The 25,617-nt window shown below is 33.9% G+C and carries 30 protein-coding genes; 2 read left to right on the forward strand and 28 right to left on the reverse strand.

Features of this window, described 5'->3' with window-relative positions; translation table 11 throughout:
* Positions 1-47 precede the first annotated feature (47 nt).
* The 9 genes from glpK to MKY29_RS10915 form a co-directional block, all read right to left on the reverse strand.
* Positions 48-1,538 carry a glycerol kinase GlpK gene (gene glpK, locus MKY29_RS10875; RefSeq protein WP_340879765.1) on the reverse strand — a complete coding sequence of 497 codons (1,491 nt, stop codon included), beginning with the start codon at positions 1,536-1,538 and terminating at the stop codon, positions 48-50.
* A 27-nt stretch (positions 1,539-1,565) separates the two neighbouring features.
* Complete coding sequence (locus MKY29_RS10880) at positions 1,566-2,396, reverse strand: MIP/aquaporin family protein (RefSeq protein ID WP_241599659.1); 831 nt, start codon at positions 2,394-2,396, stop codon at positions 1,566-1,568.
* A gap of 222 nt (positions 2,397-2,618) precedes the next feature.
* On the reverse strand, positions 2,619-3,173 hold the full coding sequence (locus MKY29_RS10885) for a glycerol-3-phosphate responsive antiterminator (RefSeq protein ID WP_340879766.1): 555 nt from the start codon (positions 3,171-3,173) through the stop codon (positions 2,619-2,621).
* A 215-nt stretch (positions 3,174-3,388) separates the two neighbouring features.
* Positions 3,389-5,047, reverse strand: a complete 1,659-nt coding sequence (locus tag MKY29_RS10890) for a glycerol-3-phosphate dehydrogenase/oxidase (RefSeq protein ID WP_340879767.1) — start codon at positions 5,045-5,047, stop codon at positions 3,389-3,391.
* Between the two features lie 308 nt (positions 5,048-5,355).
* On the reverse strand, positions 5,356-5,913 hold the full coding sequence (locus tag MKY29_RS10895) for a GNAT family N-acetyltransferase (RefSeq protein WP_340879768.1): 558 nt from the start codon (positions 5,911-5,913) through the stop codon (positions 5,356-5,358).
* Between the two features lie 12 nt (positions 5,914-5,925).
* Entirely contained in the window at positions 5,926-6,399 is a 474-nt protein-coding gene (locus tag MKY29_RS10900; protein WP_340879770.1) for an 8-oxo-dGTP diphosphatase, read from the reverse strand.
* Positions 6,400-6,577: 178 nt separating this feature from the next.
* Positions 6,578-6,847 (reverse strand): HIT family protein, encoded by a 270-nt coding sequence (locus tag MKY29_RS10905; RefSeq protein WP_340879771.1) that lies wholly within the window; start codon positions 6,845-6,847, stop codon positions 6,578-6,580.
* A 125-nt stretch (positions 6,848-6,972) separates the two neighbouring features.
* A complete protein-coding gene (locus MKY29_RS10910; RefSeq protein WP_340879772.1) occupies positions 6,973-7,389 on the reverse strand; it encodes a hypothetical protein in 417 nt (138 codons plus the stop codon).
* A 266-nt stretch (positions 7,390-7,655) separates the two neighbouring features.
* Positions 7,656-8,471, reverse strand: coding sequence for an undecaprenyl-diphosphate phosphatase (locus MKY29_RS10915; RefSeq protein ID WP_340879773.1), 816 nt, complete (start codon positions 8,469-8,471; stop codon positions 7,656-7,658).
* A gap of 926 nt (positions 8,472-9,397) precedes the next feature.
* Between MKY29_RS10915 and MKY29_RS10925 the strand changes: the two genes are divergently transcribed.
* Positions 9,398-11,110: a methyl-accepting chemotaxis protein gene (locus MKY29_RS10925; protein WP_340879774.1), complete on the forward strand. Its 1,713-nt coding sequence runs from the start codon at positions 9,398-9,400 to the stop codon at positions 11,108-11,110.
* Between the two features lie 668 nt (positions 11,111-11,778).
* Here the strand turns inward: MKY29_RS10925 and MKY29_RS10930 are convergent.
* From MKY29_RS10930 to fosM, 8 genes are all read right to left on the reverse strand, one after another.
* Entirely contained in the window at positions 11,779-12,411 is a 633-nt protein-coding gene (locus MKY29_RS10930) for a type 1 glutamine amidotransferase family protein (protein ID WP_340879775.1), read from the reverse strand.
* A 74-nt stretch (positions 12,412-12,485) separates the two neighbouring features.
* Positions 12,486-13,448 (reverse strand): helix-turn-helix transcriptional regulator, encoded by a 963-nt coding sequence (locus MKY29_RS10935; protein ID WP_241599673.1) that lies wholly within the window; start codon positions 13,446-13,448, stop codon positions 12,486-12,488.
* 125 nt (positions 13,449-13,573) lie between these two features.
* Entirely contained in the window at positions 13,574-13,846 is a 273-nt protein-coding gene (locus MKY29_RS10940) for a hypothetical protein (RefSeq protein WP_340879777.1), read from the reverse strand.
* A 173-nt stretch (positions 13,847-14,019) separates the two neighbouring features.
* Positions 14,020-14,808, reverse strand: a complete 789-nt coding sequence (locus MKY29_RS10945; protein ID WP_340880850.1) for a lipid II flippase Amj family protein — start codon at positions 14,806-14,808, stop codon at positions 14,020-14,022.
* 305 nt (positions 14,809-15,113) lie between these two features.
* Positions 15,114-15,302 (reverse strand): hypothetical protein, encoded by a 189-nt coding sequence (locus MKY29_RS10950; protein ID WP_340879778.1) that lies wholly within the window; start codon positions 15,300-15,302, stop codon positions 15,114-15,116.
* 514 nt (positions 15,303-15,816) lie between these two features.
* Complete coding sequence (locus tag MKY29_RS10955; RefSeq protein ID WP_241599676.1) at positions 15,817-16,275, reverse strand: GNAT family N-acetyltransferase; 459 nt, start codon at positions 16,273-16,275, stop codon at positions 15,817-15,819.
* A 167-nt stretch (positions 16,276-16,442) separates the two neighbouring features.
* Positions 16,443-16,967 carry a YfiT family bacillithiol transferase gene (locus MKY29_RS10960; RefSeq protein ID WP_340879779.1) on the reverse strand — a complete coding sequence of 175 codons (525 nt, stop codon included), beginning with the start codon at positions 16,965-16,967 and terminating at the stop codon, positions 16,443-16,445.
* A 45-nt stretch (positions 16,968-17,012) separates the two neighbouring features.
* The gene (gene fosM / locus MKY29_RS10965) at positions 17,013-17,441 is read right to left on the reverse strand and encodes a FosM family fosfomycin resistance protein (protein WP_445677874.1); all 429 of its coding nucleotides are present in this window, start codon (positions 17,439-17,441) and stop codon (positions 17,013-17,015) included.
* A 405-nt stretch (positions 17,442-17,846) separates the two neighbouring features.
* Between fosM and MKY29_RS10970 the strand changes: the two genes are divergently transcribed.
* On the forward strand, positions 17,847-18,734 hold the full coding sequence (locus tag MKY29_RS10970; RefSeq protein WP_340879781.1) for a DUF421 domain-containing protein: 888 nt from the start codon (positions 17,847-17,849) through the stop codon (positions 18,732-18,734).
* 373 nt (positions 18,735-19,107) lie between these two features.
* Here the strand turns inward: MKY29_RS10970 and MKY29_RS10975 are convergent, their stop codons facing one another.
* From MKY29_RS10975 to MKY29_RS11025, 11 genes are all read right to left on the reverse strand, one after another.
* Positions 19,108-19,719 (reverse strand): SAM-dependent methyltransferase, encoded by a 612-nt coding sequence (locus MKY29_RS10975; protein ID WP_340880851.1) that lies wholly within the window; start codon positions 19,717-19,719, stop codon positions 19,108-19,110.
* 78 nt (positions 19,720-19,797) lie between these two features.
* Positions 19,798-20,133, reverse strand: coding sequence for a thioredoxin family protein (locus MKY29_RS10980; protein WP_340879782.1), 336 nt, complete (start codon positions 20,131-20,133; stop codon positions 19,798-19,800).
* 115 nt (positions 20,134-20,248) lie between these two features.
* Positions 20,249-20,575: a bacillithiol system redox-active protein YtxJ gene (ytxJ, locus tag MKY29_RS10985; protein ID WP_340879783.1), complete on the reverse strand. Its 327-nt coding sequence runs from the start codon at positions 20,573-20,575 to the stop codon at positions 20,249-20,251.
* A gap of 190 nt (positions 20,576-20,765) precedes the next feature.
* On the reverse strand, positions 20,766-21,554 hold the full coding sequence (locus tag MKY29_RS10990) for a sulfite exporter TauE/SafE family protein (RefSeq protein ID WP_340879784.1): 789 nt from the start codon (positions 21,552-21,554) through the stop codon (positions 20,766-20,768).
* Positions 21,555-21,647: 93 nt separating this feature from the next.
* Complete coding sequence (locus MKY29_RS10995; protein WP_340879785.1) at positions 21,648-22,775, reverse strand: MBL fold metallo-hydrolase; 1,128 nt, start codon at positions 22,773-22,775, stop codon at positions 21,648-21,650.
* Positions 22,776-22,868: 93 nt separating this feature from the next.
* Positions 22,869-23,264, reverse strand: a complete 396-nt coding sequence (locus tag MKY29_RS11000) for a DsrE/DsrF/DrsH-like family protein (RefSeq protein WP_340879786.1) — start codon at positions 23,262-23,264, stop codon at positions 22,869-22,871.
* Positions 23,265-23,510 carry a glutaredoxin family protein gene (locus tag MKY29_RS11005; RefSeq protein ID WP_269923178.1) on the reverse strand — a complete coding sequence of 82 codons (246 nt, stop codon included), beginning with the start codon at positions 23,508-23,510 and terminating at the stop codon, positions 23,265-23,267.
* An 88-nt stretch (positions 23,511-23,598) separates the two neighbouring features.
* Positions 23,599-23,895, reverse strand: a complete 297-nt coding sequence (locus MKY29_RS11010; protein WP_340879787.1) for a rhodanese-like domain-containing protein — start codon at positions 23,893-23,895, stop codon at positions 23,599-23,601.
* Between the two features lie 20 nt (positions 23,896-23,915).
* Positions 23,916-24,278 carry a rhodanese-like domain-containing protein gene (locus tag MKY29_RS11015; RefSeq protein WP_340879788.1) on the reverse strand — a complete coding sequence of 121 codons (363 nt, stop codon included), beginning with the start codon at positions 24,276-24,278 and terminating at the stop codon, positions 23,916-23,918.
* A gap of 67 nt (positions 24,279-24,345) precedes the next feature.
* Positions 24,346-24,573: a sulfurtransferase TusA family protein gene (locus MKY29_RS11020; protein ID WP_340879789.1), complete on the reverse strand. Its 228-nt coding sequence runs from the start codon at positions 24,571-24,573 to the stop codon at positions 24,346-24,348.
* A 79-nt stretch (positions 24,574-24,652) separates the two neighbouring features.
* The gene (locus tag MKY29_RS11025) at positions 24,653-24,913 is read right to left on the reverse strand and encodes a metal-sensitive transcriptional regulator (protein ID WP_090570339.1); all 261 of its coding nucleotides are present in this window, start codon (positions 24,911-24,913) and stop codon (positions 24,653-24,655) included.
* Positions 24,914-25,617: the final 704 nt, after the last annotated feature.

A 25,617-nucleotide genomic window follows, 5' to 3' on the forward strand; every position in this document is an offset into this window, starting at 1 on the left:
TCTATAGAGGCTGATTTCTGATTGTATTTACTTAATTTGATAAACTATTATTTAAATATCTTTGCAGCTTTTACAGCCTTTTGCCATCCACCATATAAATTATTTCTTTTTTCTTCTTCCATTTTTGGTTGGAATGACATGTCATTTTTCCATCTCTCAGAGATTTCACTTCTGTCTTTCCAATAACCAACTGCTAATCCTGCTAAATACGCTGCTCCTAAAGCAGTTGTTTCATTAATAACAGGACGATCTACTTCAACGTCAAGTATGTCACTTTGGAATTGCATTAAGAAGTCATTTTTTACAGCCCCACCATCTACTCTCAACGATTTCAATGATATACCGGAATCTGCTTCCATTGCATCGAGTACATCTTTCGTTTGATATGCAAGCGATTCCAAAGTTGCACGTACAAAATGTTCTTTCGACGTACCTCGAGTCAATCCAAACACAGCACCTCTTACATCACTATCCCAATAAGGTGCTCCTAAACCTACAAATGCTGGAACTACATAAACACCATCTGTTGAATCTACTCTATCTGCGTATCGCTCACTCTCAGCAGAGTCTCTAAACATTCTTAAACCATCACGTAACCATTGAACTGCAGATCCTGCAACAAATATACTTCCTTCAAGTGCATATTCTACTTTACCATCAATTCCCCAAGCAATTGTTGTTAATAATCCATGTTCTGATTTTACAGCTTTCTCACCGGTGTTCATTAACATAAAGCAGCCGGTACCATACGTGTTTTTCACCATTCCACTTTCAAAACATGCTTGACCGAATAACGCTGCTTGTTGATCTCCTGCAATCCCAGCAATTGGCGTTTTATGCCCAAAGAAACTTTCCCCTGTTGTGTGCGCATATATTTCTGAAGATGGACACACTTCTGGTAACATCGTTGTTGGTACCCCTAAGATCTCTAATAATTCATTATCCCATTTTAAATCATAGATATTATACATGAGCGTTCTAGAAGCATTCGAATAATCTGTCACATGTCTTTCTCCACCTGACAACTTCCAAATTAGCCAAGTGTCAATCGTCCCAAACAATAGATCACCATTGTCTGCTTTTTCTCGAGCTCCTTCAACATTATCCAATATCCACTTTACCTTCGTACCTGAAAAATAAGCATCTATTAATAGCCCAGTTTTATTTCTGAACTTTTCTTCAAAACCCTGTGATTTTAATTGTTCACAAATCCCAGCAGTTTGACGAGACTGCCAAACAATTGCGTTATAAATAGGTTCACCAGTTGTTTTATCCCATACAACTGTTGTTTCTCGTTGATTGGTAATTCCTATCCCTTCAATTTGCTCTGCTTTAATATTTTTCTCGGATAAAACACCAGCAATAACTGCTAAGATAGAACTCCAAATTTCATCTGCATTATGTTCAACCCAACCTGGCTTTGGAAAATATTGCGTGAATTCTTGTTGTGAAGTATGAAAAATAGTTCCCTCTTTATCAAATAATATTGCTCTTGAGCTAGTTGTTCCTTGATCTAATGCTAAAATATACTTTTCCATATTTATCTCCCCCGATTTAATTTTTAATTATGCTCTATTAATATTTCCTTGTTTCACATTTACCTTGGAATCTTGCTTTAATGTTAATTGTGCCCCTAAGAAAATTGCGATTATTACAGCTCCCACTATCCAAAATGCGATACTGTTAGTTCCTGTAAAAAATTGCTGATAAAAAAGTGCTCCGAATACTCCCCCAACAATTGGTCCGACTATCGGTACCCATGCATAACTCCAATCAGATGACCCTTTACCAGAAATAGGAAGTAGAAAATGAGCTATTCTTGGTCCTAAATCACGTGCGGGGTTAATAGCATAGCCCGTTGTTCCACCAAGTGATAGACCAATCGCTATGATTAGTGCACCAACAATTAATGGATTTAAGCCTTCTGTAAACTCGTTAGCTCCGATCATTAGAATTCCTAGGACTAATATAAACGTACCAATTATTTCACTTGTTAGATTTGATAGTGGATGACGAATTGCAGGGGCTGTTGCAAACACACCAAGTTTTGCACCAGCATCCTCAGTTTCTTTCCAATGCGGTAAATATTGAAAGTATACGATAGTTGCACCAATCATCGCTCCCAACAATTGAGCTAATATATATCCCGGAACATCTGCCCACGGGAAATCACCAATAGTTGCTAAGGCAATCGTTAAAGCTGGATTTAGATGTGCCCCACTAAAAGTCCCTACCGCATAAGCACCCATTGCAACTCCTAGACCCCATCCGACTGTGATCACAATCCATCCAGAACCTTCCGCTTTGGATTTTTTTAACAGGACGCCACCAACAACTCCTGCTCCAAAGACGATTAAAATCATAGTACCAATCAATTCTCCTAAAAATGCTGTCATTCCATTTCCCCCTTTTTTTGTAAGCGGTTTCGAAAAAAACATGAAAAACCCCACATTTAAACATCTGCCTTTTGGCAGAACGCGTAAATGTGGGGCTCAAAACTCAACCACTTTTTGTTAACCTACCCACATTTTATAAATAATTCAAACTATTGTCAATGGTATTTGAAACAATAAATTTTTTATGGTGGAATTACTTTTGGAATTTTGATTGTTGTTTTGTTACTTAAAAACAGTCCAAAGCTCCTTATTTGACGTAGTAACTGCCTTAGAACCAGCATTTAATGCATCTTGAACATGTTCTTCCGAACGGATTAATCCACCACTAATTACCGGTATTCCAGTTCTTGTATGTACCTCACTTATTAATTGAGGAATTACTCCAGGCAATATTTCTATATAATCTGGTTGTGTTCTCTCTATTAATGAATAGCTTTTTTCTAAAGCAATAGTATCCAATAAAAACATCCGTTGTATGGAGATGATTCCTTTTGACTTTGCTTTCAAAATCATATTTGCTCGGGTGGATATAATACCTGCGGGACGTATATCATTACAAAGAAACTCAGCCGCATAATCATCTGTTTTCAAGCCTTGTATTAAATCCGCATGAATGATTAATTTTTTTCCATACTTATTAGCTTCTAATTTAATAGTCTTTAGATTACTTATATGAACTTCTAACAAGACGATATATTCATACTTGCTTTCTAACAACTCTTCTAACTGTTTTAGACTACGCATTGCTGGAAGTATCTTTTGATTATGAAAAGGCATATTATCTTCCCTCTCTTTATATTTGGATAAGTGCTCTATTATACTATAGTACAAAGTGAATTATTCATAGACTTCCGTTTGTAAACTTGAAACATTTCCATCATAGTTTTATAAACAAAGTAGGAAAGAGACTCACCTTGAACTATAGTTCATACCAAATAATAAATCCTCGCCATAATAATATTTATAAAATGGATTTTATCAAATTAGTATGTTCAATAAATTTCATGAGTAGTTTCATGTACAGTAGTAGCGTTTTGTATTTCTTTCTCTAATTCATGATTAAAATATTTTTCTTGCTCCTCAGTCCAACTAAAAATGGACGACATTTCTGTTTGTACTTGGTCCTTCCATTTATAAACATTAGAAATGTTAAATAATAATTGACCAGTTCTTCTTATAAAAAAATCTACTGGTTTAATAGCCATTTCGTGGTGAATTGCATACATTAACTGCGCATATAAAACACGTGGTATATTTTGATTCTCCTCTTGCAAATAAGAAAAAACAATGTCTACATTAGATCCATATAGTTTTGTGAGTAGAGTTGCTTCTAGTTCTTCTAAACCAAGACTTTTACCTTGTTTTACTTTTTCTTTTAGAAAGTCCTGCATTTTCGAAGAGCCACCAACATTCCCCCCAGAAATAGGTAAGTTCTTTGTTAGACATTCACCGAATTTTTGTTCTCCATCTAACTTTTTCACAACCATATCTACAGCGGTTTCTGCCATTTTACGATAACCAGTTAACTTACCTCCAGCAATAGTAATAAGTGCACTTTCCGATTCCCAAATTTCATCTTTTCTTGATATTTCAGAAGGATTTTTTCCATCCTCATGTATTAATGGACGAACTCCCGCCCAACTAGATTCAATTTCTTTATCAGTCACATTTATCTCTGGAAACATGTATTGAATCGCATTTAAAATATACTGTCTATCCTCTTTTGAAATACTCATATCTTTAGGATCACCTTTGTAAAATGTATCTGTCGTACCTACATAAGCTTTACCGTCTCTCGGGATTGCAAATACCATTCTTCCATCTGGAGTATCAAAATAAACTGCTTGATGCAGTGGAAATACTGTTTGGTCAAAAACAAGGTGAATTCCTTTAGATAAAATTAGACCTTTCTTTGTTTTAGAACCATCTTCTTTTCTTAACTCATCTACCCAAGGACCTGTTGCATTAATTACTTTACTCGCTTGAACTTCAATAACTTTACCTGTTATAACATCTTCTACGAATACACCAGTTATTTTTCCTTGCTCACTATATACAAAACTATTAGCTTTTGCATAATTTACGATAAATGCTCCCTTTTCAGCTGCTGCTTTAATCACTTCTATAGTTAAACGTGCATCATCTGTCCGGTATTCAACATATAAGCCCCCACCTTGTAAACCTTCCTTCTTTATAAGCGGTGCTTTTTCAAGAGTCTCTTCTTTAGATAACATTCTTCTTCTTTCCTTCTTCTTGACCCCAGCTAAAAAGTCATAAACTCTCAATCCAAATGAAGTTGAGAATTTGCCAAACGTACCACCTTTATGGAATGGTAAAAGCATCCACTCAGGAGTTGTAACATGTGGACCATTTTCATAAACAATCGCTCTTTCTTTTCCAAGCTCTGCTACTTCTTTAATTTCAAATTGTTTTAAATAGCGTAACCCCCCGTGAACAAGCTTCGTAGATCGACTAGACGTTCCAGAAGCAAAGTCTTGCATTTCAACTAACGCTACCTTCAATCCACGAGTCACCGCATCCAAAGCAATACCTGCGCCAGTAATTCCACCTCCAATTACAAGTAGATCAAAATGCTCCTTCCCCATTTTCTCAAGTGTTTCACTTCTATCAATTGCTGATAATTGTCCCATTATTCTTTTCCCCTCTCTATCGGTTTTAACAACACAAAAAAAGAGACCTAAACACACATTCATGCATACCTGCAAAAATGTTGTTAGGTCTCTCAATAGCTCAAACCATTTTATTAACTTATTTGTATTCTATCACAACCAATATAAGTTGTGAATTAATAAATATTATGCCCTTAGTACTATTTCCATTTTTAGCACTGAATCAATTAGTTATCCAGTTTCTAAAGCTAAGTTAGTTAGAAGTTTTTTTATGAGTACATACCGTATTTCTTCCTACCCATTCTTTTGCTTAACAATTGCCTCAAAACTTATATACTATTTTTATAGTAAATTAAAAAATCCGTCCATTTATCATTATCAAGTGAAAATTCTTCCCTTACACATTCGAACATAAAACCAACTTTTTCCGCTAGTCGGATCGAGGGATAATTATCCGCATTTATATGTAATTCGATTCGATGAAAATTTAAAGTTGAAAAGAAAGCTTCTGTTGCTGCTAATACACTTTCCAATCCATAACCTTGTTTCCAGTGCTGATTGTGAATTGAGTAGCCCATCATCGCCCATTGGTAATCCATCCGCAAGATAGTTATAAGTTCTACTTTCCCTACATTTACTCCATCTTCTTTGCGAAATATTCCCAAGTTGTACATTTTATCTTTTTTTGCTAACTCATTGAAACCATTAATCCAGTCTATAAACCATTCTTCCGTATAAGTAGACATGCTTGAAGGACGACCGTCATCATATTTATATTTCGAGGGCATTCTACTATCGAACTGCTTGTACCAATCGCTATAATCATCTTTTTTAAAGGGACGTATGATTAATCTTTCGGTATTTATAACTAATTTTGAAAATTCCAATTCTCCACCTTCTCACATATTTCTTATCAGCACCTGACCTTCTTTGTTTTCTTCATTGTTCCATTCCACATGTATTTCAAATGTTCCATCTTCAAAGAATAAAGGAAATCTTCTTCGAATTGATTTTTGCATAGGAAGATTGTAAGCATCCTTAATATTTACCCATGTTGCTTTTCCTTCTGGGGAATCCACTAAAAGTTCCCCCTTAAAGTCATATGTTAAGTAATTAAATATCATATATCTATCCTTAGTGGCTGGATTAACGTACTCATATAATCCTTTAAAAATTAGATTGCTAACTTCTAATCCGGTTTCTTCTTTTACCTCTCTAATAGCACTATCGACAATACTTTCAGGAAACTCTACTTTCCCACCAGGAGGAATAAACCCTTTGAAATCGTCATGCTGTCTATCTAAAAGTAAAATCTTGTCTCCATGTTGAACCATGCAGACTGTCCAAATCTTATAATTTATACAATCAGTCATTACCGTAGTCCCCTTCTTTCCATTCTATGTAAACACTCAATTCCGGGTAAGGCTTAAATTCTCTTTCGTTTATTTTTAGGCTGTTTCAACCAATAACGTAATCCTTTTCCAGCCAAAGGTTCATCATTATATCTAAGTACTATATGTAAATGACAATGCTGAACAGTTTAATTGGAAACTACGCAACATTCCAACCAATTGTATATCCATCTGGTGAATGAATGTTACCAAGGTACTCCTTAGCCTTATGAAGCATTTCATATGTATCGTTCCATACCTCTTTAGTCAATTCAAATACGTTGATATGAAGTACCTTTGGAACAACAACGCCACATCCCACTAATATTTGCTTTTCGTTATCATGTTTCAAAAAATAACAAGTATTATTTTCAAACACTATATTTTGTTTAACATCTCGTTGAGGTTTACAGAATATATAATTTTCCATATTTACCTTCCAAGTCAGTAACAGCTTAAATTTGAATCTTTGCAAATATATAATTCAAGATCTTACTAGTATTGTCTTTATCTCTAAACTGAGGTTTTTAATGAGAGTGAAAGACTCTTTTTAGGTTAATATACCTTCTTCTTTCCTAATACACTAAACAGTACAACAGCGATTACGAATAAAATAAAATAATAGAAAGGATGCCATTGAGAAGTTGCCTTATTCACAAACACTGCTTTTAAATATTTTTCTCTGTTAACTTGAACAGCAATAGCTGTATCTGTTGAGATATTAATAATTTGAAAATATTGTGTACCTTTCGGATACTCATTAGAAGCATTACCATAATATTTACCAGTCATATCGTTAGGTTTTGTTTTTACTTCTCCAATACGTTTACTAAGTACACTTTCTTTAACCTCTTCGGTGGTCACTTCATATACATTTCCACTCCATACAACAAAGGGATAAGCCCAACTTAAAGCTTGGGAAGAAGATGAAACTAAAATAATCAATAAAAAGACTAATGTTATTATCTTCAAAAATCTCCCACCTATTATTTTTATTTCACTACTTACTAAAAAATCAATAAGAAACTCCTTTCTTATTGATTTAAACTATTCCATTATGTACCTTCAAAATATTCGTAAATACAATACTAATTCAACTATGTGGAACAAAAATCCTTTAATTTGCTTAAATATAAAATGTTGTATTTAGTTAACAAGAAATAAGATTCTTTATCAATAAGAAAAAAGTGCATTACTTCTTGAAGTAATGCACTCGTAAGTACAAAAACAAATATCCCTTAGAAGAAAATCAGAAGCAATGTACCTACGAAGAAACAATAATAAGTAAAATAACCTAGCTTTCCATTTTTCATAATTCCCATAAACCACTTCATTCCAAAATAGGTCATTACAAGTGTTGCAAAAAATGCCGCTAAATACGGAATTGCTAACTCTGCTTTACTCGGTTCATTCAGAAAATCTGAAAGGCCAAGAATAACCCCTCCTAGACTAACGGGAATATACAACATAAATGAAAATCGAAGTGCTGTATCTTGTTTCATACCAACTGCCACTGCTGAAATAATCGTTGCACCTGAACGACTAATCCCTGGTGTCAATGCAACAGCTTGCCCTAAACCTACAATGAAAGCATCTATAATACTTAAATTGCCCTCGCCTTTAGTACCTTTAATATTTCGAATTAACCACAAAGCAATCCCTGTAACGAAGAGCATCACTGCAATTGTTGTCATACTAATACTCTCAGCTATATAATCGCTTAATAATATCCCAAGAACACCTGCTGGAATTGTGCCGATTATAATAAAGAAAACAAAACGGAAGTCACTCTTATAACGTAGCTTTTTTGTTTTCAAGTAAAGAATTGAATTGACTGCAAGTCTTACGATATCTTTTCTGTAAATATAAAGTACTGCAAAAAGTGAAGCTGTATTTGTTAATATAGCAAAAGTAAATCCTTGTTCACCTAACCCCAAGATTTCACTTGCAATCATTACATGTCCACTAGATGACACAGGTATTGGTTCTGTAAAACCTTGAACTAGCCCAATTATTATCATTTTTACTATTAATACAATATCGAATTCTAACATTATTATCTCCTTATTAATTCTTTTTAGCACAATGCCAATTTGACCACCTATTGGTAATTTTAAATATATTAAAATAAAATCATAAAAACCATCGATTAACCTAACAGTTTTAAGGACAAGTATTACAATTTAGTAATTTTAGTCTTTAGGTAGAGAAATTAGTCTTTCCTCGAATCTTTTATTCAAAGAAACTAAATAGCCAGTTACCGGTAGAATACCGACAACTGAATGTAAAATAAATGCTAATAATACTTGCAATTTCGAAATGTTAAAGCTGCTTAATATCTATAAACCTCTCATATTAAATGTTTTCTATCTGTAATTTATTCCACAAAAAATACACTATTTATGATTATACTGATCTGCTTAAATTATTTCTATCGGGAACAGATTTAACTTCACCCTGAAGTTAAGCTCCTTTTACATACTATAATTTCAACTACTCCTAAAATTGAATTTGCTTCGTGTTCAAAAGGGAAGCGAATGCATTACTCAATATTTCATTATGATGATCAATGATTTGTTGTGCACTTAAGGGTTTTGAATTCCATGTTCGGTGAGCATCTTTGACAGATGTGACATTATAGCCGAGACTATATGCACGTCGACAAGTTTTATAAAAAATAAGTAATTATAGAAATTTTTATATCAAAATATCATCATCTACTTTATTAGAACTCGGTTTCTGAAATTTTCTATATTATTTCGTTAGCAATATCATAGTATTTTTCTCACGTCGATGAAATTTTAAATGGAATTATTTGCTTCTCCAAGGATATCAATCATTATATTTAAATAGTAATTTTGATGAGGTATCATAATCATTAATGAATATTAATCTATTGGATTATAATTTCAATTGGAAATATATACTTTCTAACCGATAGTTAAATGTAGATAAAATTAAATGCAGAGGAGTATTCAATTTGAAGTTTTTAAGAAATTTAAGTATTAGCAAAAAATTATTAATTATTATTATAGCTAGTGCGTTAGGGCTTTGCTCAATAGGAACCCTTGGAATCAGCTATATAAACGAAATGGCAAAAGGTTCTAATGTTATGTATAAAGATAACTTACTACATCTAAATAAAATAATGCAAATCAGAGTAAATGCCAGAGCGAGTGATGCCTACACATTAGAAGCTCTAGTAACAAAGAACCCTGAAAGAACCAAAGAGTTAAACAATGAGATCTCATCCGCATGGGAAGAGATTGATTCAATCATCACTGAAATTGAAAAAACGGATCTAACGAAAGAGGAAATAAATTTAAATGAACAATACAAACAGCGTGCACAAGAACTTGCTAACAATAGAGATAAAGTAATGGAGCTTGCAGCAAGCAATAAAAATGAAGAGGCATATTCATTGTACATGGGTGCAGTTGAGGAAAATCGGGCTGCTGTTAATGACATTTTGAAAGAAATGCAGAAATATAACTTAGAACATGCAGATTTAATAAATAACGACAATAACGATAAAAAACAAGAAGTACTAGTTTTTGTCGCTGGTATTGCTATTGTAGTATTACTAATTTTAGTTACTTTAAGCATTATAATTACCCGTATGATAGTTCGACCAATCAAAGAAGTTAAAGGATTACTAATAGAAGCTGAAAATGGAGACTTTACAGGTAAAGGTAACTATGAATCTAAGGATGAAATTGGAGAACTTACCGCTTCCTATAACAATATGACAAATTCACTCCAAGCTGTATTCATTACTGTCCAAGACTCTTCACAACAAGTGGCATCTGCTTCTGAACAATTAAGTGCGAGTGCAGAGCAAAATAGCAATGCAAGCGAACATATTACCCTAACTGTCCAAGAACTAGCTTCGGGATCAGATAAACAGTTGGATACAGTCGAAAATAGTTTTAGAGTTATGAAAGACATTACTAATTACACAAAAACAATTTCCAAACATACAGAGGAAATTACAAAAGACGCCCTTCAAGCATCAACACTTTCTACTGAAGGAAATAAGGCTATTCAAAAAGTAAATGAACAGATGAATTCTATTTATGAAAATGTAAATAGCTTATCTAAGGCAGTTGGAAACCTCGATGCAAGATCTAATGAAATCAGTCAGATTACTAATGTGATAACAGGAATATCAGCTCAAACTAATTTGTTAGCATTAAATGCTGCTATTGAAGCTGCCAGAGCTGGTGAACATGGCAAAGGATTCGCGGTTGTTGCCGATGAAGTAAGAAAACTAGCTGAAGAATCCACAAATTCTACTGAACAAATTTCGAACCTTATTCAATTAATTCAAAATGATACTAATTTAACTTTAAAAACAATGGAAAAAGCAGCTGAAGAAGTTCAATCCGGTCTTAATGTAGTTAATGTGGCAGGAAGTTCTTTTGAGAAAATTGAAAAAGCTGTTAACGGGGTTGTTTCACAAATAGAAGATATTTCACATTCACTCAAGAAATTGTCAAATGGAACAATTTCGGTTAACGACTCCATTGAAAATGTGAGTAATGTTGCCCAAGAGACTTCTGCGATTACCCAGAATATATCAGCAGCAACACAAGAACAACTTGCATCGATGGAAGAAATAACATCATCATCAATGGCTCTTGCCAAATTAGCTGATGATCTACAGGTTATTATCAACCAATTTAAAATTTAGTGAACTTGTTTTTATAAGAAACTAAATCATTATTTAAAATCTCCATGCTAGTTAGATTAACTCTAATGAAATGTAATTCAATTAGAGTTAATCTATGTTATTAGCATATAATTAAGAGAGTTTTGGAGTAATATTATACATTGAAAATCAAATTGATACCTCTCCCTCCAGTTCCACCAATCGATTCATCCAGGTTTAAGAAATACCTTTCAACCCTGCTCCCCAATCTATTCTCTATTTATAAAAAAGACTTTCAGTACTAACTATCACATAACAGAATAACACTATATTAGTTCCTGTAATTAACCTTGTTGGTGAAGATATGAAAAGAACGATTTAATAATAGTCGTTTTGCGATCTAAAGTAGCTGGCGAAAACTTCACCTTTCTTTTTCACTTATGGACTCTCAGTTTCTAACCACTTTTTATACCTTCGTAAATGCCTCATTTCTAACGATTTGAAAAGAGAACCTAAATATATAAAAGGCGCACAATTTATTTATACTTGGGGTACAGTCAGGAAAATGCGATTTTACAACGTTAAGGAATTTTAATTAATAGTGAAATTGGGCTTTTTCATTACTTCATAAGCATTTTTAAGTTATATTCATAATCCATACTTTGTCATTGTCTAAAGTAATATAAATTAGCTAAGTTGCTTTTTTTAGATCATCTATTTATTGAATCCATTAACTGGAAGAAGTATTCAGGTTTATGAGTCTTATTTAGGTTATACCATGAATGTAATGTATCTGGTGTAAATACATCTATTTTTTTCAGTACCTCCATTGCAAATTCCAGAGGAGCTATTCCTGATGCAGTAACTAAATTCACATCAGATACTGCTGATTCCAACTCATAGAACTTTTCTCCTTTATAGTTAGGACATACCATTTTAGTGTATTCTAAGTTATTACTTGTATGCTTTCTAGTATCTAAGTATCCCATATTCGCGAGGCCATCAGTTGCACCACAAATTGCAGCAACAATAGTGCCAAGCTTTAAAGCTTGCCCAATTCTTTCCAAAATAGGTTGATGAATTTCTTCACTCCAAGTAGTCCCTCCTGGTAAAATTAAAAGATCTTTACACTCAAGAGTACATTCATCAAGGGAAATATCTGGTTTTATGCACAGTCCTCCCATAGTAGTAATCATTTCATTATTAGCTCCTACTGTAATTACTTTTAAAGGTGCTAAATCTTTTTTGAAATATCTTCCTGAGTTTAGTTCAGCAATTAAATATCCATATTCCCAGTCCGACATTGTATTAAATACATATAGAAAAACTTTTATTTTTTGCATCCAATAACACTCCAATCACAATTGATATAGCTATTATAATAAAACTTCCCTGACAGTTAACGTCAGGGAAGTTTTCATACTTGATGAAATTTTATTAAATCCGACAGAACTTCAATAAGTCTATTCTTTAGACTTATTGGCTCAATAACTTTAATAGATTTATTGTACGGTAAAAGTAAAAAAGGTACATATGTATGTATCATATCTTTTTCAAGAAGAAAAACTGCTTGATTTGAAGTCCTTTCTTGTAAATAATGTCCTAAAAACCAATGTTGGCAAATATCAGCCAATACACTTTTATCCCCACTAATAACCAAAGAAATAATCCCTTCCTTATCCTCTATAGTTGGAATAAGATTTTTTATAAAAAAGTCACGTGCTGAAAAATTTTCTGGTCGGTTAAACTTATTTTCAGTTAGCATTAGACTTTCAATTCGATCTACTCTAAAACTACGGATATCATTCCTTAGATGACAAAATCCAATCACATACCACTTATTATTCCAATAGATAATTCTGTACGGATCGACCAATCGATAATTTAATCGCTTTTCGCCACTTTTATGATAAAGAATTTTTACTGAGAACCCGTCAGCTACGGCCTGCTCCAACTCCTTCAAAAATGGTTCCATAGAGAGTGAACTTAATCGACTTATTACTTCAAGACTAGTTAGATGTTGGTTTATCTTTGTTTCCTGCTCTTGATTTGAGTATTTACTTAGTTTTGAAATGGCCCTATTTAGTGCTTCACCTCCATAATATCCGGCTTCTTCTGCAAAAACAGCAGCGTGAAATAGTGAAGTTTGCTCCTCAAAATCAAAAAAAAGAGGAGCCTCAATAAAATTGTTCAATAAAGTGTATCCACCGTTATGTCCTGGTTCCGAAATTATAGGTACGCCACTTGTTGAAATTGTATCAATATAACGATACACAGTCCTTATATTCATCTCTAACTTTTCTGAAATTTGTTTTGCAGTAATTTTTTCACCTGAACGAAGCATCCATAGAATTGCTAACATATTGTCAATTTTAGGCATATAATTCCACCTCTATATGAGATTTATTTTCTATTATATATTTCCGGTTTTTGGTATAAACTCATCAATTGTTCCTTTCCGATAGATTTCTATATAATATTTACATCTAGATTTGTTACTTTTGTTCATTCTAGTGATTCTGTTCTACATTCTAGTGATTCTTCTCCACATTCTAGCGATTCTTCCACACATTCTAGTGATTCTGTTCTACATTCTAGCGATTCTTCCATACATTCTAGCGATTGTTCCACACATTCTAGTGATTCTTCCATACATTCTAGCGATTCTTCCACACATTCTAGCGATTCTTCTCCACATTCTAGCGATTGTTCCACACATTCTAGTGATTCTTCCATACATTCTAGTGATTCTTCCACACATTCTAGCGATTCTTCCATACATAGGTGCTTTACCAGATTTGGACTCCGCTTCTTAATTCTTTATGATTTATTCCCCATCGTGTGTGAATTGGAAAGGGAATATAGGTTTTCCTGATCTATTATTATTTGATTTTCAGATTTCTTCATTATTAAAAAAATAGCTTTACTCATCCTAAAATATTTTTCTTAAACTACATAAGGAACTGCGTAAACCATGCTATATACTTTGCACCAGGTATGAATAAGACCTGCGCTAACAATGTACCTAACAGTCTTGAGGTAACCATCATAATAGAGGCGCTTTTTAATGTTACATAGTTCCCTTTTTTGTTGATCACATCATCCGCGAGGATCGAAATTTTAGGGTCAATAAATACAATCAGCAAGATTGTAGCTATACCATTTATTAAACCCGACGCCATAACGGCAGTTGTTGCTCGTTCAGGTGTCAGCAAAGCTGCATATAGTGCTGATAATACTCCGATAGTATAAATTGCTGTAATTAATATATTAATGCAAAACAATTTAATAGGTATATCTCGCCAATTCATATCTTTCAAATAAGTATATCTCGGTAAGTGAATATGCTTTTTTGCACGTTTAAAATATGATAACGTAAATCCTTTTTTCAATAACGCTGGAATTGAACCTCGTTCTTCTGCTAAGTGAATGATTGCCCTCGAAAAAACAGCAATAAACGTCGGTAACAAAAGTAAACCTATTACTGTCCCTAATGTTGCAGAACCAATTAGAATTCGATACTGGCTCTCCACAAATTCCAAAGAATTTACTTTTGGTGCATTATCAATTAAACTTCCCGTAAAAGGTTGTTGCATCATATTTGCTAGCCTTGAAACCATTACCATCACATTAAATAAGGAAAGTGCAGATGCTAAAAGTTTCACTCTTGCCCCTGACAAACGTACTGAATAAGCTAACGTTTCGATTGAATGAATAACTAAGATAAATAATGCAATCATTACTAATTGCGCTGTGAAAAATTCCAAGTACACTACCTACTCTACTTTTAATTGTATTAATTAGATTCCGATTTCGTGTTCCTATTTCCCACTTACTTTATAGAAACGATTAGAATTAAATATTGTTTCAATTTTTTTATATCGTACAATACTCAACATTTTATAAAATAATTCTTTTTTGCAGTGTCTTTTTCCGTAAATTCCCATCCAATTTTAATAAGATCTATATGACAACTTTAGTCGAACAAAAAAAGAGCTGCATAAGCAACCCAACGATCTTTAATCTCATATCAGAGTTCGCGAATTTAAAACGGTCCATTTTGATGGTTATACCGATCAACTTCTCGTAGAGAATCTGCTTCAGCAATGTTTTGGTTTGAAGACTTTTCTTGTTCTTTTAAATTATATTTCCGCCCAGTCAAAACATCCACAAGATAACTGCCTATTATTAATGCTCCAATTGAGGTCCAAAAAATCCACATCACCCAATGCATGAATTTTCAGTCCATTTCATTTCAGCCATCGCTTCCATCTCCCTTTTTCGTTGAGAAGTGCAATACATTATAATACGGTCTTGGATTAAATAAGTTTCAATAATTCCACTTTTCTGAATTAATATTTTATTTTATTGCCAATTCGATTTAAAGTCTATAACACTTTTTGAATTTCTTAGGAACTTATTCAAATAACTCGCTACTTTAGTTCACTAATTTAATGGCGGGTTACCTCTAACAGGAACTATAGTTTTGAACGAGAATAATAATCGAATAGCACATATACTTTTACCTTTTCACTTTTTATAACTTTTTAATCATCACAACTTCTTAGTTATTAGAAAGAAAAAAGTCTTTACTCTTCTTGATGTAAAGACTTTCTATTGAATAGTAAGTAAATATTACTTTTTAAATACAATAGTACACGAGTAAAATTAAAAATTTTGAGTACTTCATTATTTCATAATAACTTTGTAGATTGTTTAATAATTCATTTCTAATAGGGGAGAATTCTCTAAAGTAAATTCAATGTCATAAACAGACTATTTGGGTCATCTGTATATTTATCAAAAGGCTCACAGTATGTAAAGCCGAAGCTTTCATATAGCTTGCGAGCTGGTTGGAATGCCTCCATAGATCCTGTTTCAAGGCTCAATCTTGAATAGCCACGCATTTTAGCTTCATTAATGATATGCTTTAATATGGCTCTAGCAACGCCCTTTTTTAAATGTATCTCTGCTGTTCGCATGGACTTTACTTCTCCATGTTTGAACGTTAGTTCTTTTAAAGCACCACACCCCATAATTTCGTCATTTTCCCAGGCACTATAAAAAGTAATTTCATTTTGCTTGAGCCCTGCCACATTTAACGCATGTATACTTTCAGAAGGTGAGTTTTCAGCCATACCTGCTAAGTGTGTGCTAATTAGTTCAATAGTTCTTTTATCAGTCAAGTCATCTAGTTTAATTTTCAATATTATATACCATCCTCTGCTGTTATTTTTAAAAACAATATATTCAAGCGTAACTCTACCAATAAATTAAATAATCATTTTCGTATTGCAACCAAACTGCTGCTTTAGTTCTTAATGAAAGGTATTACTCCTTTTTGTAGTAAATCACCAGAATTTTATTATAAAATTCAATGCCACCCTTTACGATTACACAAAGTAGTAATTTGTGCTAGATGGTGTTTCCCATGCCAAGCATAGATTCCTATACTCTTACCTAATGTTACTTCACCTGAATCTGGATGAATAAATGTCCTATCCAAATCGGCAGAAGTTAAATTACGTAATAGGTTGGTCCAACGTTTATGCAACGTTTCTAGAAGTAAAAGTGAAGTATCGATTGGCATTTTATAATCAGCTAGTTCCGCCCATTTCGTTTCAATATATGGTTTAATTACGGGATTTTCTTCCGTAAGTGCCAATTTAAAACGAACGTAGGCATTCATATGGCTATCTGCAATGTGATGTATTACTTGACGAACAGTCCATCCTCCAGAACGATAGGCTGTATCAAGCTGTTCACTATCTAAGTCTTTTACAGTATCTCTTAATAATCTGGGCAAGTCTTCAATATCATTTATCCATTCACTAGTAACGCTATTAGTAATTTCACCATCAAACTGAAAAATGCCTATAGGGTATTTCGTATCCATCAACAATTCCTCCTATATCGAACCCTTTAATTTTAACAAAATAGCACTTCAATCAAAAAAATCCATTTGTTTCTTATCCTGTTTATAGTAATCTAGCCTATCTTGTAAAGTACCTGTATGGAATTCAAACTTATGACCATCTGGATCAGTAAAATAAATAGACTTTTTGTCTTTTTCCACTCGTTGACGACCTGGTAGGATATTTACATTCAAATTCTCTAGTCTCTCAAACATATTATCGAATTCTGTTTCATTTATTGAAAATGCGATATGAGTGTAAGATTGGCTTATTTCATTACGAGGAATATCTTTCTCTTCATTTAGTGCTAGCCATATTCCATTTAAGTCAAAATAAGCAGTACTTCTACCTTTAACTAACAACTTTGCATCAAATACATTTTGATAGAACGCAATAGAATTGTCTAAATTTGAAACTGAAAATAAAAAATGATTGAGACCTTTTACAGACACGTTCATCACCTCATAGTTTTTTCTTAATATTCACATTATCATATAAGTTAATATGACTGTCACTAGACAATTTAAAAATTGGAGATATTAAGTGAAAAAAAGTGAGATATCATTTCAAATAAAGCAAGCTACTAATAATCAAACTACAAATATATTACCTGTGCTTTTCTGCATTTTCTGTTTTTTTTATTTCGTATTTAAAAGCCTTTAATTAAAAATCCAAGACAATACTTCCTTAAATGAAAAGTAAGATAGGCTTTATGTTTTCACTCATTTCTAGTTTATATTTTTACATAGATTTCAAATGTCGAAGTGTTTATTACAACAAATAATTCTCTATATCACACTCTTCCTATTATTTTAATAAGAGGTAACGTGAACTACAGCAAAAATGGTGAAAATTTTCACAGAATGGGTATAGGATTATATAGCAAAAGAGAACGGTTGATGGAAGATCCTAATGATTTTAAGGAGCGTCCTTCTACAGGTTCTCAATTAATGAACATTAATATTACTGGAGTGTTTACGACACTATATTGTCAATTAGCACGAGAAAATATTAGAAGTAAGAAAAGCAGAGGAGTGGAATTGATGACATATGTGGATATTGGATTGAAGTTGTTTTTTGGGTTGATTGCTCTATTAATTGTGACGCGTTTATTGGGGAAAAAAGAAATGTCACAGCTTACCCCCTTTGATTTTATTTATTCTCTTGTACTTGGTGGGATATTAGAAGAAAGTATCTATGATGACAAAGTTTCAGCTCTTCAAGTATGGTTCGCCGTCGCGGTATGGGGAGTGTTGTTGTTTATCATTGAAAAACTGTCGAAGCGCTTTGACAAAATAAGGGTTCTTCTAAAAGGAGAAACTTCAATATTAATCAGAAATGGCGAATTCAACGTAAAAGAATTGGAAGCAAATCATTTAGAAATGGAGCAATTACGAATCATGCTACGACAGCAAGGAGTCTTCTCTCTTAGGGAAGTTTGCGATTTGTACTTGGAACCTGGAGGTACGGTCAGCTTAAAAAAATTCGCTAAATTTGATATGGTCACTCCAACTATGCTCAATTTAAAGCCCGAAGAAGAGTCCCTCAATTTTCTATTTATAGATGAAGGGGAAATTAATGAAGAAATTCTAAGATACACGGGCAAGTCAAAGGAATGGCTCTATGAGGAACTGCATCAGGAAGGATATACTAGCATTCACGATATTCTGTATGCGGAATGGTCTGAAACAGAGGGGTTTTTCGTCAAAGTCTATAGGGATAACAATGACGATATACGAAAAGGAAATTAAAATGGTAGAAACAATCATCTTTGTATAGGAAACTATATCTACCTCGTTTTTCAGTCATTTTTTGTTCACCTTCTTCCTCTTGTGAAAAAAATGCCAAGTGTTAATATTAGAATTGATCTAGAATATTTCAAAGGTAAACAACACTGTTCTATTTATGAACAGTGTTGTTTACAATATAACTAATTATTTCATAAGAACTATGTCTATTCCTGATATAAGTGACCTATTGCATCATTTCAAACTGCTGCACCATGAAGTCGTAATTCATTGCACCCATCGTGTTAAATTGAATGCGACCATTAGTGTCAATCATAAAGGCAGTTAGATAAGCCATAGCCTTATATTCATTTGAGACAGCACGTTATCTTATTCACTAATTCTGTAACTTCCCCGGCTTTTGTCCAACAAATTGGATAACATGCGACACGCCATTATGAAGTTCTCCTTCTTGACGCACAACCTCTCCCATGAAAAAGTGAACAATACGCCATTCAGCAAAAATTTTCAAAAACTCATCCGGTTTGTATAGAAAATCTAGATCTTGCGGTCCACCACTCTTATAAGGAAGCTGATGATGTGAATACACCTCTGTCAGGAAATAGCCTCCAGGCTTTATAACCTCTTTCACACCTAGAAGAGTTTTTTGTCGTAGCTCTGCAGGGAAGTGACCAAAAATACAAACAATTTCATCCCATTTAGTTTCACTCCAGTTTGCTTCGTTTAAATCTACAAGCTCAGTCTTAACCACTACCCCACGTTCATCTGCGAGTTTATTTGTTTTTGCTAGCCCTGATTCCGCATAATCCCATGCCGTGACTTTCATTCCCTGCTCCGCTAAGTAAACCGCATTACGCCCTTCCCCTTCTGCTATGGCCAGAGCCTCGCCCGAAATTTTTATTTTCTTCTGAAATTCCTTCAAAAAAGCATTCGGTTCCTTACCATAAACATAATCCTCTGTTTGAAAACGTATATTCCAATGATTCATCATTTAATCACTCTTTCATATGCTTTGAATCCATAACTGCTAAGAGAAATATTTTCTATAAAACTGAATGAACCAAAATCAATCTGATTTCTCAACAATCATGTTATAAACTTTACTTATCTTATCATGCAAAGATTGCATTTGAACAAACCGTGTTTCCCTTATAATTTCTTTACCTTCTACAAATAAAATTAGTGCAGGTACAGTAAGAACTGAAAGACGTCCAGCTATTTCTTCGACATGATCTGCATTTATATGCCCTAAATGTATTAGTGGAAATTCTTTCAGTAAATCCTTAAGCTGAGGCAGTATAGCGTGACATACTCCACAATTAGTTCTTGATACATATAAGAAACTAAACTGATGATCCTCCATAAACTTTTCAACTGCGGTGACCGATGTTAATGTAACCATATCTTCTCCTTTCTTCTCAGAGGATTAATTTTGTGATTCTCAGTCACTAGTAATATTTTGTTCACCCCCCATAAAAGAGCTGACCTAATTCTTGAACAGTCGTAGGGGCTAGTAATCAAACATACGTATTAATTGCCTCGTTTAATAGTAACTTCTTTATTTTGTAGTGAGTAGCCTGCCAAACTCCTTTTCCATCTTTCAAGATTAGAAGTTGAGGGGATTCATGCTTCACCCTGAGATCTTTTTCTATCGAATTTGAAACAGTACTGTCCTCCTGTACAATAACTATGTATTTAGGAAGTTCTGTTTCAAGCGCTTGTACTACCTTCATAGCTGATAAACTGCTTTGGCATGTCTTGCTAAATTTAAATAGAAGAAAAGGCTGTTCTTTTGACTTTTCCAATAACTCTCGCCAAGCTTCTATTGATTTAATCCGTTTCATATGTGGTTTAACCTCCAACATTCCATTTAGCGGCGAATGGACTGCGTGCAAAGTGCCGCCTAAGCAGCTAGTTTAGACACTGTGCTCATTTAATCACCATTGCTGAATTTCTTTTTTTATATCATTAGGTGCCTTGTTAGTATAAGGAAATTATGCCTTTCAATTAATGTCTTTTCCATAACACAGCTTATTAATTGTTAAAAAATAATATATCTAACCAAATTTTAATTGCCGTTACAAATATTAATATTGCTAAAATCATTTGTAACACTTTTGTATTTGCCTTTTTTCCAACCATAGCCCCAAGTGGTGCGGCAAGTAAGCTAGCAACCACCATGATAAGTGATGGTAAGAGTTCCACTTGGCCAGTCGATACTTTTCCAGCGATGGAACCTATTGACGAAATAAGTGTTATCGCTAAGGAAGAAGCAATTGTCATTCTTGTAGGTATTTTTAAAACGGTTAGCATGATTGGTACTAACAAAAATGCTCCGCCTGCACCAACAATACCTGCCCCGACTCCAACGATTAATGCTAGCAATGCAGCAAGCCATTTGTTAAACCTGATTTGACCAATGGGTATGTCATCAAGTCCTTTTTTAGGTATTAACATCATGATGACCGCAATAATTGCCAAAATTCCATATACGAAATTGATTCCACTTTCAGGCATTTGCGTAGAACCTAATCCCCCAAAGAAACTACCGATTATAATACTAGTACCCATGTAAACAATCAATTTCTTATTTAAAAATTCACCTTTTCGATAAGTATAGACTCCACCAATCGTAGCAAAAAATACTTGGATGGCAGTTATTCCTGACACTTCATGGGCTGTAAACTGGGCAACACCAAGTACAGAAGGGATATACAACAGCAACGGATAATTAATAATGGATCCACCTATTCCTAACATTCCAGAAATAAACGAGCCTATCAATCCAATGAAGAAGATGGTAACAATAAAACCTATATCCATTTTCCTCCTCCTTTTAAAAAGGGAACCTGTTTCGGCTCCCTCTTTGATCCCTTGAAATTCTTTTGAAACAACCTTATCAGCATCTGATTATTTTTAACGAACCGAACAACGATTTGGTCCAATTTCCATATCACGTTGTTTTTCTTCATCAGGGTTCAATATCCCCATATTCGTTTCTCGAATCTCTTGATATGCATTTGGTTGGGGCGGTAAATTTTCAGTCACAAGCTTTCTAAATTCATTTTCATCTTCTATATTTAGCCCATGATTTGTTTCGTAGAGCGTACTTAACTTTTCAGATACACTTCCATCTGCATTTAATTCATCGATGATCATAAAGTGTGCTGGTAAAACGATTAGCTCCCCAGATAATCCTCTATATATTGCGTAGAGACTTTCTCTTAAATCTGAGACCCAGTCATCTACTAAACCGGCAAGGTCTGGTCTACCAATTGAATCGATAAATAAAATATCCCCAGACAATAAGAACTTTTCATCCACAACAAAGGATGTTGACCCAATTGTGTGACCTGGAGAATATAAGGCATGAATATTTATAGAAGTATTACCAATTGTCACTTCATTTCCATCTTCTAATGGTTCATATTCAAATGTTATATTTACGGCATCTTTCGGTGGGAGCCAGTAGGTTGCGTTTGTTTTCTTAGCAAGTTTTCTTCCACCAGAAATATGATCGGCATGTAGATGTGTATCAAATACATGGGTAACTTTTACACCAATACGTTCTGCAAATTCAAGATAGATGTCCGTAGTTCTTGCCGAATCGATAATAGCTGCCTCACCGTTTGAGACGATCATGTAAGACAAGCACCCCTTACCAATACGTACAAACTGATAAATCTCTCCACCATCTTTTAGATCCCCCACTTTAACAGGTGATAAATGTTCACTCCATGCTTTCATTCCACCGTCTAGGGATGAAACAGAAAGTCCCGCCTCAGTTAGCATCTCTGCAACCATAATAGATGAGCGCCCTTTTGCACAAACGACTAGTACATCTTTATCAGCAGGAATCTCATCCAGGATTCCTTCCACACCATCCATTAAATCGAAGTATGGAACATTTAGATAAACAAATTTTTCACCTTCGATTTTCCAGTCTGCGAAATCAGTAGTATTTCGAACATCTAAAATAAATAGTTCTTCTTTGTTAACTATTTTTTTAGTTACTTCTATTGAATCCATAGCTTTTATATCCATACCTTTACCTCCTAGGGTATATAATTTTCAAAAAAATAAAATATTCAAGTTATAACTGAGTCATTACTTCAACTTTACCTCTTTAGAATGAAGTTAAAATGTCAATGTTACATCCGCGTCTTTAGCAAATTCTAAAAATGTGACAGCACCTCCTACTTCAATTCCATCTATAAAATCCTCTTCATCTAAACCCATAACATCCATTGTCATTTGACAGCCAATGAATCTAACACCCATTTCTTTTGCCATAGCAAGCAAATCTGGGATGGCTGGAACATTAGCTTTCGTAAATCCTTCAGCAAAATGCTCTTTTCCTTCCGGCATCGGAAGTTGCTGATTAGCCTCTTTGTGGATTAAGTTTAGGCCTTCGAATGTGAAGAAAATAGCTACTTCTTGATCTGTTGCTGCAGCTGCAGTTGCGATATTAAACACTTTGTATGCATCAAATAATCCACCATTGCTTGCGATAATTGCTACTTTTTTATTCATTTATTTTTCACCCCGATTTCTTAATGCGATCATGATATTATTTGGATCAAAGCCTATAATCCATTGACCATTCACTTCAGTTTGAGGTACGCCCATTTGCCCCGTCGTTTTAACAAGTCTTTGCATAACTTCAGGTTGTGTTTCAACATTCACTTCATTGAAAGAGATGTTTTGTTCTGATAAAAAGTTCTTTAACATGACACAATACGGGCATTGTGTTGTTGTGTAAACTGTTACTGAATTCATTTTCAAATCTCTCCTCACTCATTATTTATAAATCCTTTTCATACCTCAACTTTAATACGGGCATGGGTATTAAAATTATTAAAAAATTTTACTCTATCTTGCCCTCCCAAGAAAGCATGCCACCTTGCATATTGATCACTTTGTGACCTTGGTCTTCAAGGAATTGTGTTGCACGGCCACTTCTTCCTCCTGAACGGCAAACTATGATATATTCTTTTGATTTATCTAATTCATGCATACGAAATTCGACTAATCCTAATGGAATGTTTATTGCTCCAGGAATTTTCCCTTCTGCTACTTCATCTACCTCACGCACATCGATGATATTTAATAGCTTTACTTCATTAATGAAAGCCTCTACTTCTTTTGCAGTCATTTCTTTCATTGTAAGTCCCCCTTATTCTACTATCTCCAGTTGCTCATGCCGCCTTTTACATTTGTCACTTTTGTAAAGCCTATTTTTTGGAGCATCTTACTGGCTTTTTGGCTCCTCATTCCACTTTGGCAAATGATAATCACTTCTTTTTCCTTTGAAAGCTCCTTCTCCGCTTTCTTAGAGAGTTGATGGAGAGGAATATTTTTAAAGCCTTTAATGTGATTTCCTTTAAATTCTCCAAGTGTTCGTACATCAACAAATTGTTTATTTTTGTTATTTAACTCCTCTTTTAAATCAGTTGTTGAAATATGCCTAACACCTTTTGTTGGTAGAACGCGTTGTAAGATGAAAAGCAATATAAGACCAATAACGATGTAAGTTACGTATTCCAAATCTTTACCACCTTTATAGACATATTTATTTACCCCCTAGGGTATAAATTTGTATAAAACAATAGAATTAGCCCTTTTTAATCCAAAACTTTAATACATCATTTTCTTCCTCATGTTTCAGAAGCTCGTGCCCACCAGATTTAGCCCAGGCAGGAAAGTCGTTTTTAGCTCCCTTATCTGTTGTATGAACCTCTAGTATTTGACCCCCTTCAAGTTCATTTATGGACATTCTACTTTTTACGATTGGCATTGGGCATGCTAATCCTTTTGCATTTAATACTTTATCAGCATTCATTTTTATTCCTCCTTTTCTTTTCACAATTACCCCTACGGGTATAATAACGAAAGAAAAAAAAGATGTCAACCCTTGAGTTTCATCTGCTTTTTACAAGCAAGTTGACAGCTTCTTTAATCATTTCATCTGTTTTTTCTCCATTTACTCCGGCTTCTTGGACACATTCAACTAAGTTTGAACTCACTATCACTCCAATTGTTCTGTCTACTGCTGAGCGAACAGCTGACAACTGCGTAATGACTTCTTTACAATCTTTGTTTTCTTCCATCATTTTCAAGATTCCCCGAAGTTGACCTTCCATACGCTTCACTCTGTTTTTCATTTGATCATTGTATTCCATGGAATTCTCCTCCCTATTTATCACAAAACTACTGACAAGCTGTATGATATACCCTCTCTGGTATATTGTCAATATTGAAAAATGAGCCTACTCTATTGATGACAATGGATAATTTGCATGTTCGTTTAAGTCTTACAGAAATCTATCTAATATATAATAAAATAGAAATTTGTATCCGAGAAGATAACAACCGTCACCACTCATTTTATAGTTATGAATTATGTATGTTTCTTGAGTTTTTATAACGAAAAATAAGATTGATGATAAGTGCATTGTTTAAGAAAGGTAATAAAAGCAAATATATAATATCTTAATTTAACTTGATTTACTTTGATTGTATACCATCAATAACTCCGTTATCCTCTAATTTTGCATCCCTATCTGAAGGGTTTTTCCAGTCAAACAAACTTTGCCAATATCCAAAACTATAGTGGTATGTATTAAGGGCTCATTAAATCCAAGGTTGTATACGAACTCAAGCCACTGTGATTGCACATCTTAAACACAATATATTTGGTATCTATTGTTTTATCAAACCTAAAAATTCGAAGATGAAGGTTCTTTGATAAAGTGGAAAAAATTTGTGGGGAAACACTTGTTTTACACTTTTCAAATAATTTGAAAAAGCACATCAATAAAAACATTGATGTGCTTTCAGCATTGGTAGGTGACTTCAACTGTGTAATATTCTAATGCAGCTCTAT

Source organism: Psychrobacillus sp. FSL K6-2365, assembly GCF_038003165.1.
In the GTDB taxonomy this organism is placed as follows: domain Bacteria; phylum Bacillota; class Bacilli; order Bacillales_A; family Planococcaceae; genus Psychrobacillus; species Psychrobacillus psychrodurans.

What these genes read in the sequence shown, in the direction of transcription:
- glpK (WP_340879765.1), bottom strand. Translation starts at nt 1,538, where the DNA reads ATGGAAAAGTATATTTTAGCATTAGATCAAGGAACAACTAGCTCAAGA.
- MKY29_RS10880 (WP_241599659.1), bottom strand. Translation starts at nt 2,396, where the DNA reads ATGACAGCATTTTTAGGAGAATTGATTGGTACTATGATTTTAATCGTC.
- MKY29_RS10885 (WP_340879766.1), bottom strand. Translation starts at nt 3,173, where the DNA reads ATGCCTTTTCATAATCAAAAGATACTTCCAGCAATGCGTAGTCTAAAA.
- MKY29_RS10890 (WP_340879767.1), bottom strand. Translation starts at nt 5,047, where the DNA reads ATGGGACAATTATCAGCAATTGATAGAAGTGAAACACTTGAGAAAATG.
- MKY29_RS10900 (WP_340879770.1), bottom strand. Translation starts at nt 6,399, where the DNA reads ATGACTGATTGTATAAATTATAAGATTTGGACAGTCTGCATGGTTCAA.
- MKY29_RS10905 (WP_340879771.1), bottom strand. Translation starts at nt 6,847, where the DNA reads ATGGAAAATTATATATTCTGTAAACCTCAACGAGATGTTAAACAAAAT.
- MKY29_RS10915 (WP_340879773.1), bottom strand. Translation starts at nt 8,471, where the DNA reads ATGTTAGAATTCGATATTGTATTAATAGTAAAAATGATAATAATTGGG.
- MKY29_RS10930 (WP_340879775.1), bottom strand. Translation starts at nt 12,411, where the DNA reads ATGCAAAAAATAAAAGTTTTTCTATATGTATTTAATACAATGTCGGAC.
- MKY29_RS10935 (WP_241599673.1), bottom strand. Translation starts at nt 13,448, where the DNA reads ATGCCTAAAATTGACAATATGTTAGCAATTCTATGGATGCTTCGTTCA.
- MKY29_RS10940 (WP_340879777.1), bottom strand. Translation starts at nt 13,846, where the DNA reads ATGGAAGAATCGCTAGAATGTGTGGAAGAATCACTAGAATGTATGGAA.
- MKY29_RS10945 (WP_340880850.1), bottom strand. Translation starts at nt 14,808, where the DNA reads ATGATTGCATTATTTATCTTAGTTATTCATTCAATCGAAACGTTAGCT.
- MKY29_RS10950 (WP_340879778.1), bottom strand. Translation starts at nt 15,302, where the DNA reads ATGCATTGGGTGATGTGGATTTTTTGGACCTCAATTGGAGCATTAATA.
- fosM (WP_445677874.1), bottom strand. Translation starts at nt 17,441, where the DNA reads ATGAACGTGTCTGTAAAAGGTCTCAATCATTTTTTATTTTCAGTTTCA.
- MKY29_RS10970 (WP_340879781.1), top strand. Translation starts at nt 17,847, where the DNA reads ATGGGTATAGGATTATATAGCAAAAGAGAACGGTTGATGGAAGATCCT.
- MKY29_RS10975 (WP_340880851.1), bottom strand. Translation starts at nt 19,719, where the DNA reads ATGAATCATTGGAATATACGTTTTCAAACAGAGGATTATGTTTATGGT.
- MKY29_RS10980 (WP_340879782.1), bottom strand. Translation starts at nt 20,133, where the DNA reads ATGGTTACATTAACATCGGTCACCGCAGTTGAAAAGTTTATGGAGGAT.
- ytxJ (WP_340879783.1), bottom strand. Translation starts at nt 20,575, where the DNA reads ATGAAACGGATTAAATCAATAGAAGCTTGGCGAGAGTTATTGGAAAAG.
- MKY29_RS10990 (WP_340879784.1), bottom strand. Translation starts at nt 21,554, where the DNA reads ATGGATATAGGTTTTATTGTTACCATCTTCTTCATTGGATTGATAGGC.
- MKY29_RS10995 (WP_340879785.1), bottom strand. Translation starts at nt 22,775, where the DNA reads ATGGATATAAAAGCTATGGATTCAATAGAAGTAACTAAAAAAATAGTT.
- MKY29_RS11000 (WP_340879786.1), bottom strand. Translation starts at nt 23,264, where the DNA reads ATGAATAAAAAAGTAGCAATTATCGCAAGCAATGGTGGATTATTTGAT.
- MKY29_RS11005 (WP_269923178.1), bottom strand. Translation starts at nt 23,510, where the DNA reads ATGAATTCAGTAACAGTTTACACAACAACACAATGCCCGTATTGTGTC.
- MKY29_RS11010 (WP_340879787.1), bottom strand. Translation starts at nt 23,895, where the DNA reads ATGAAAGAAATGACTGCAAAAGAAGTAGAGGCTTTCATTAATGAAGTA.
- MKY29_RS11020 (WP_340879789.1), bottom strand. Translation starts at nt 24,573, where the DNA reads ATGAATGCTGATAAAGTATTAAATGCAAAAGGATTAGCATGCCCAATG.
- MKY29_RS11025 (WP_090570339.1), bottom strand. Translation starts at nt 24,913, where the DNA reads ATGGAATACAATGATCAAATGAAAAACAGAGTGAAGCGTATGGAAGGT.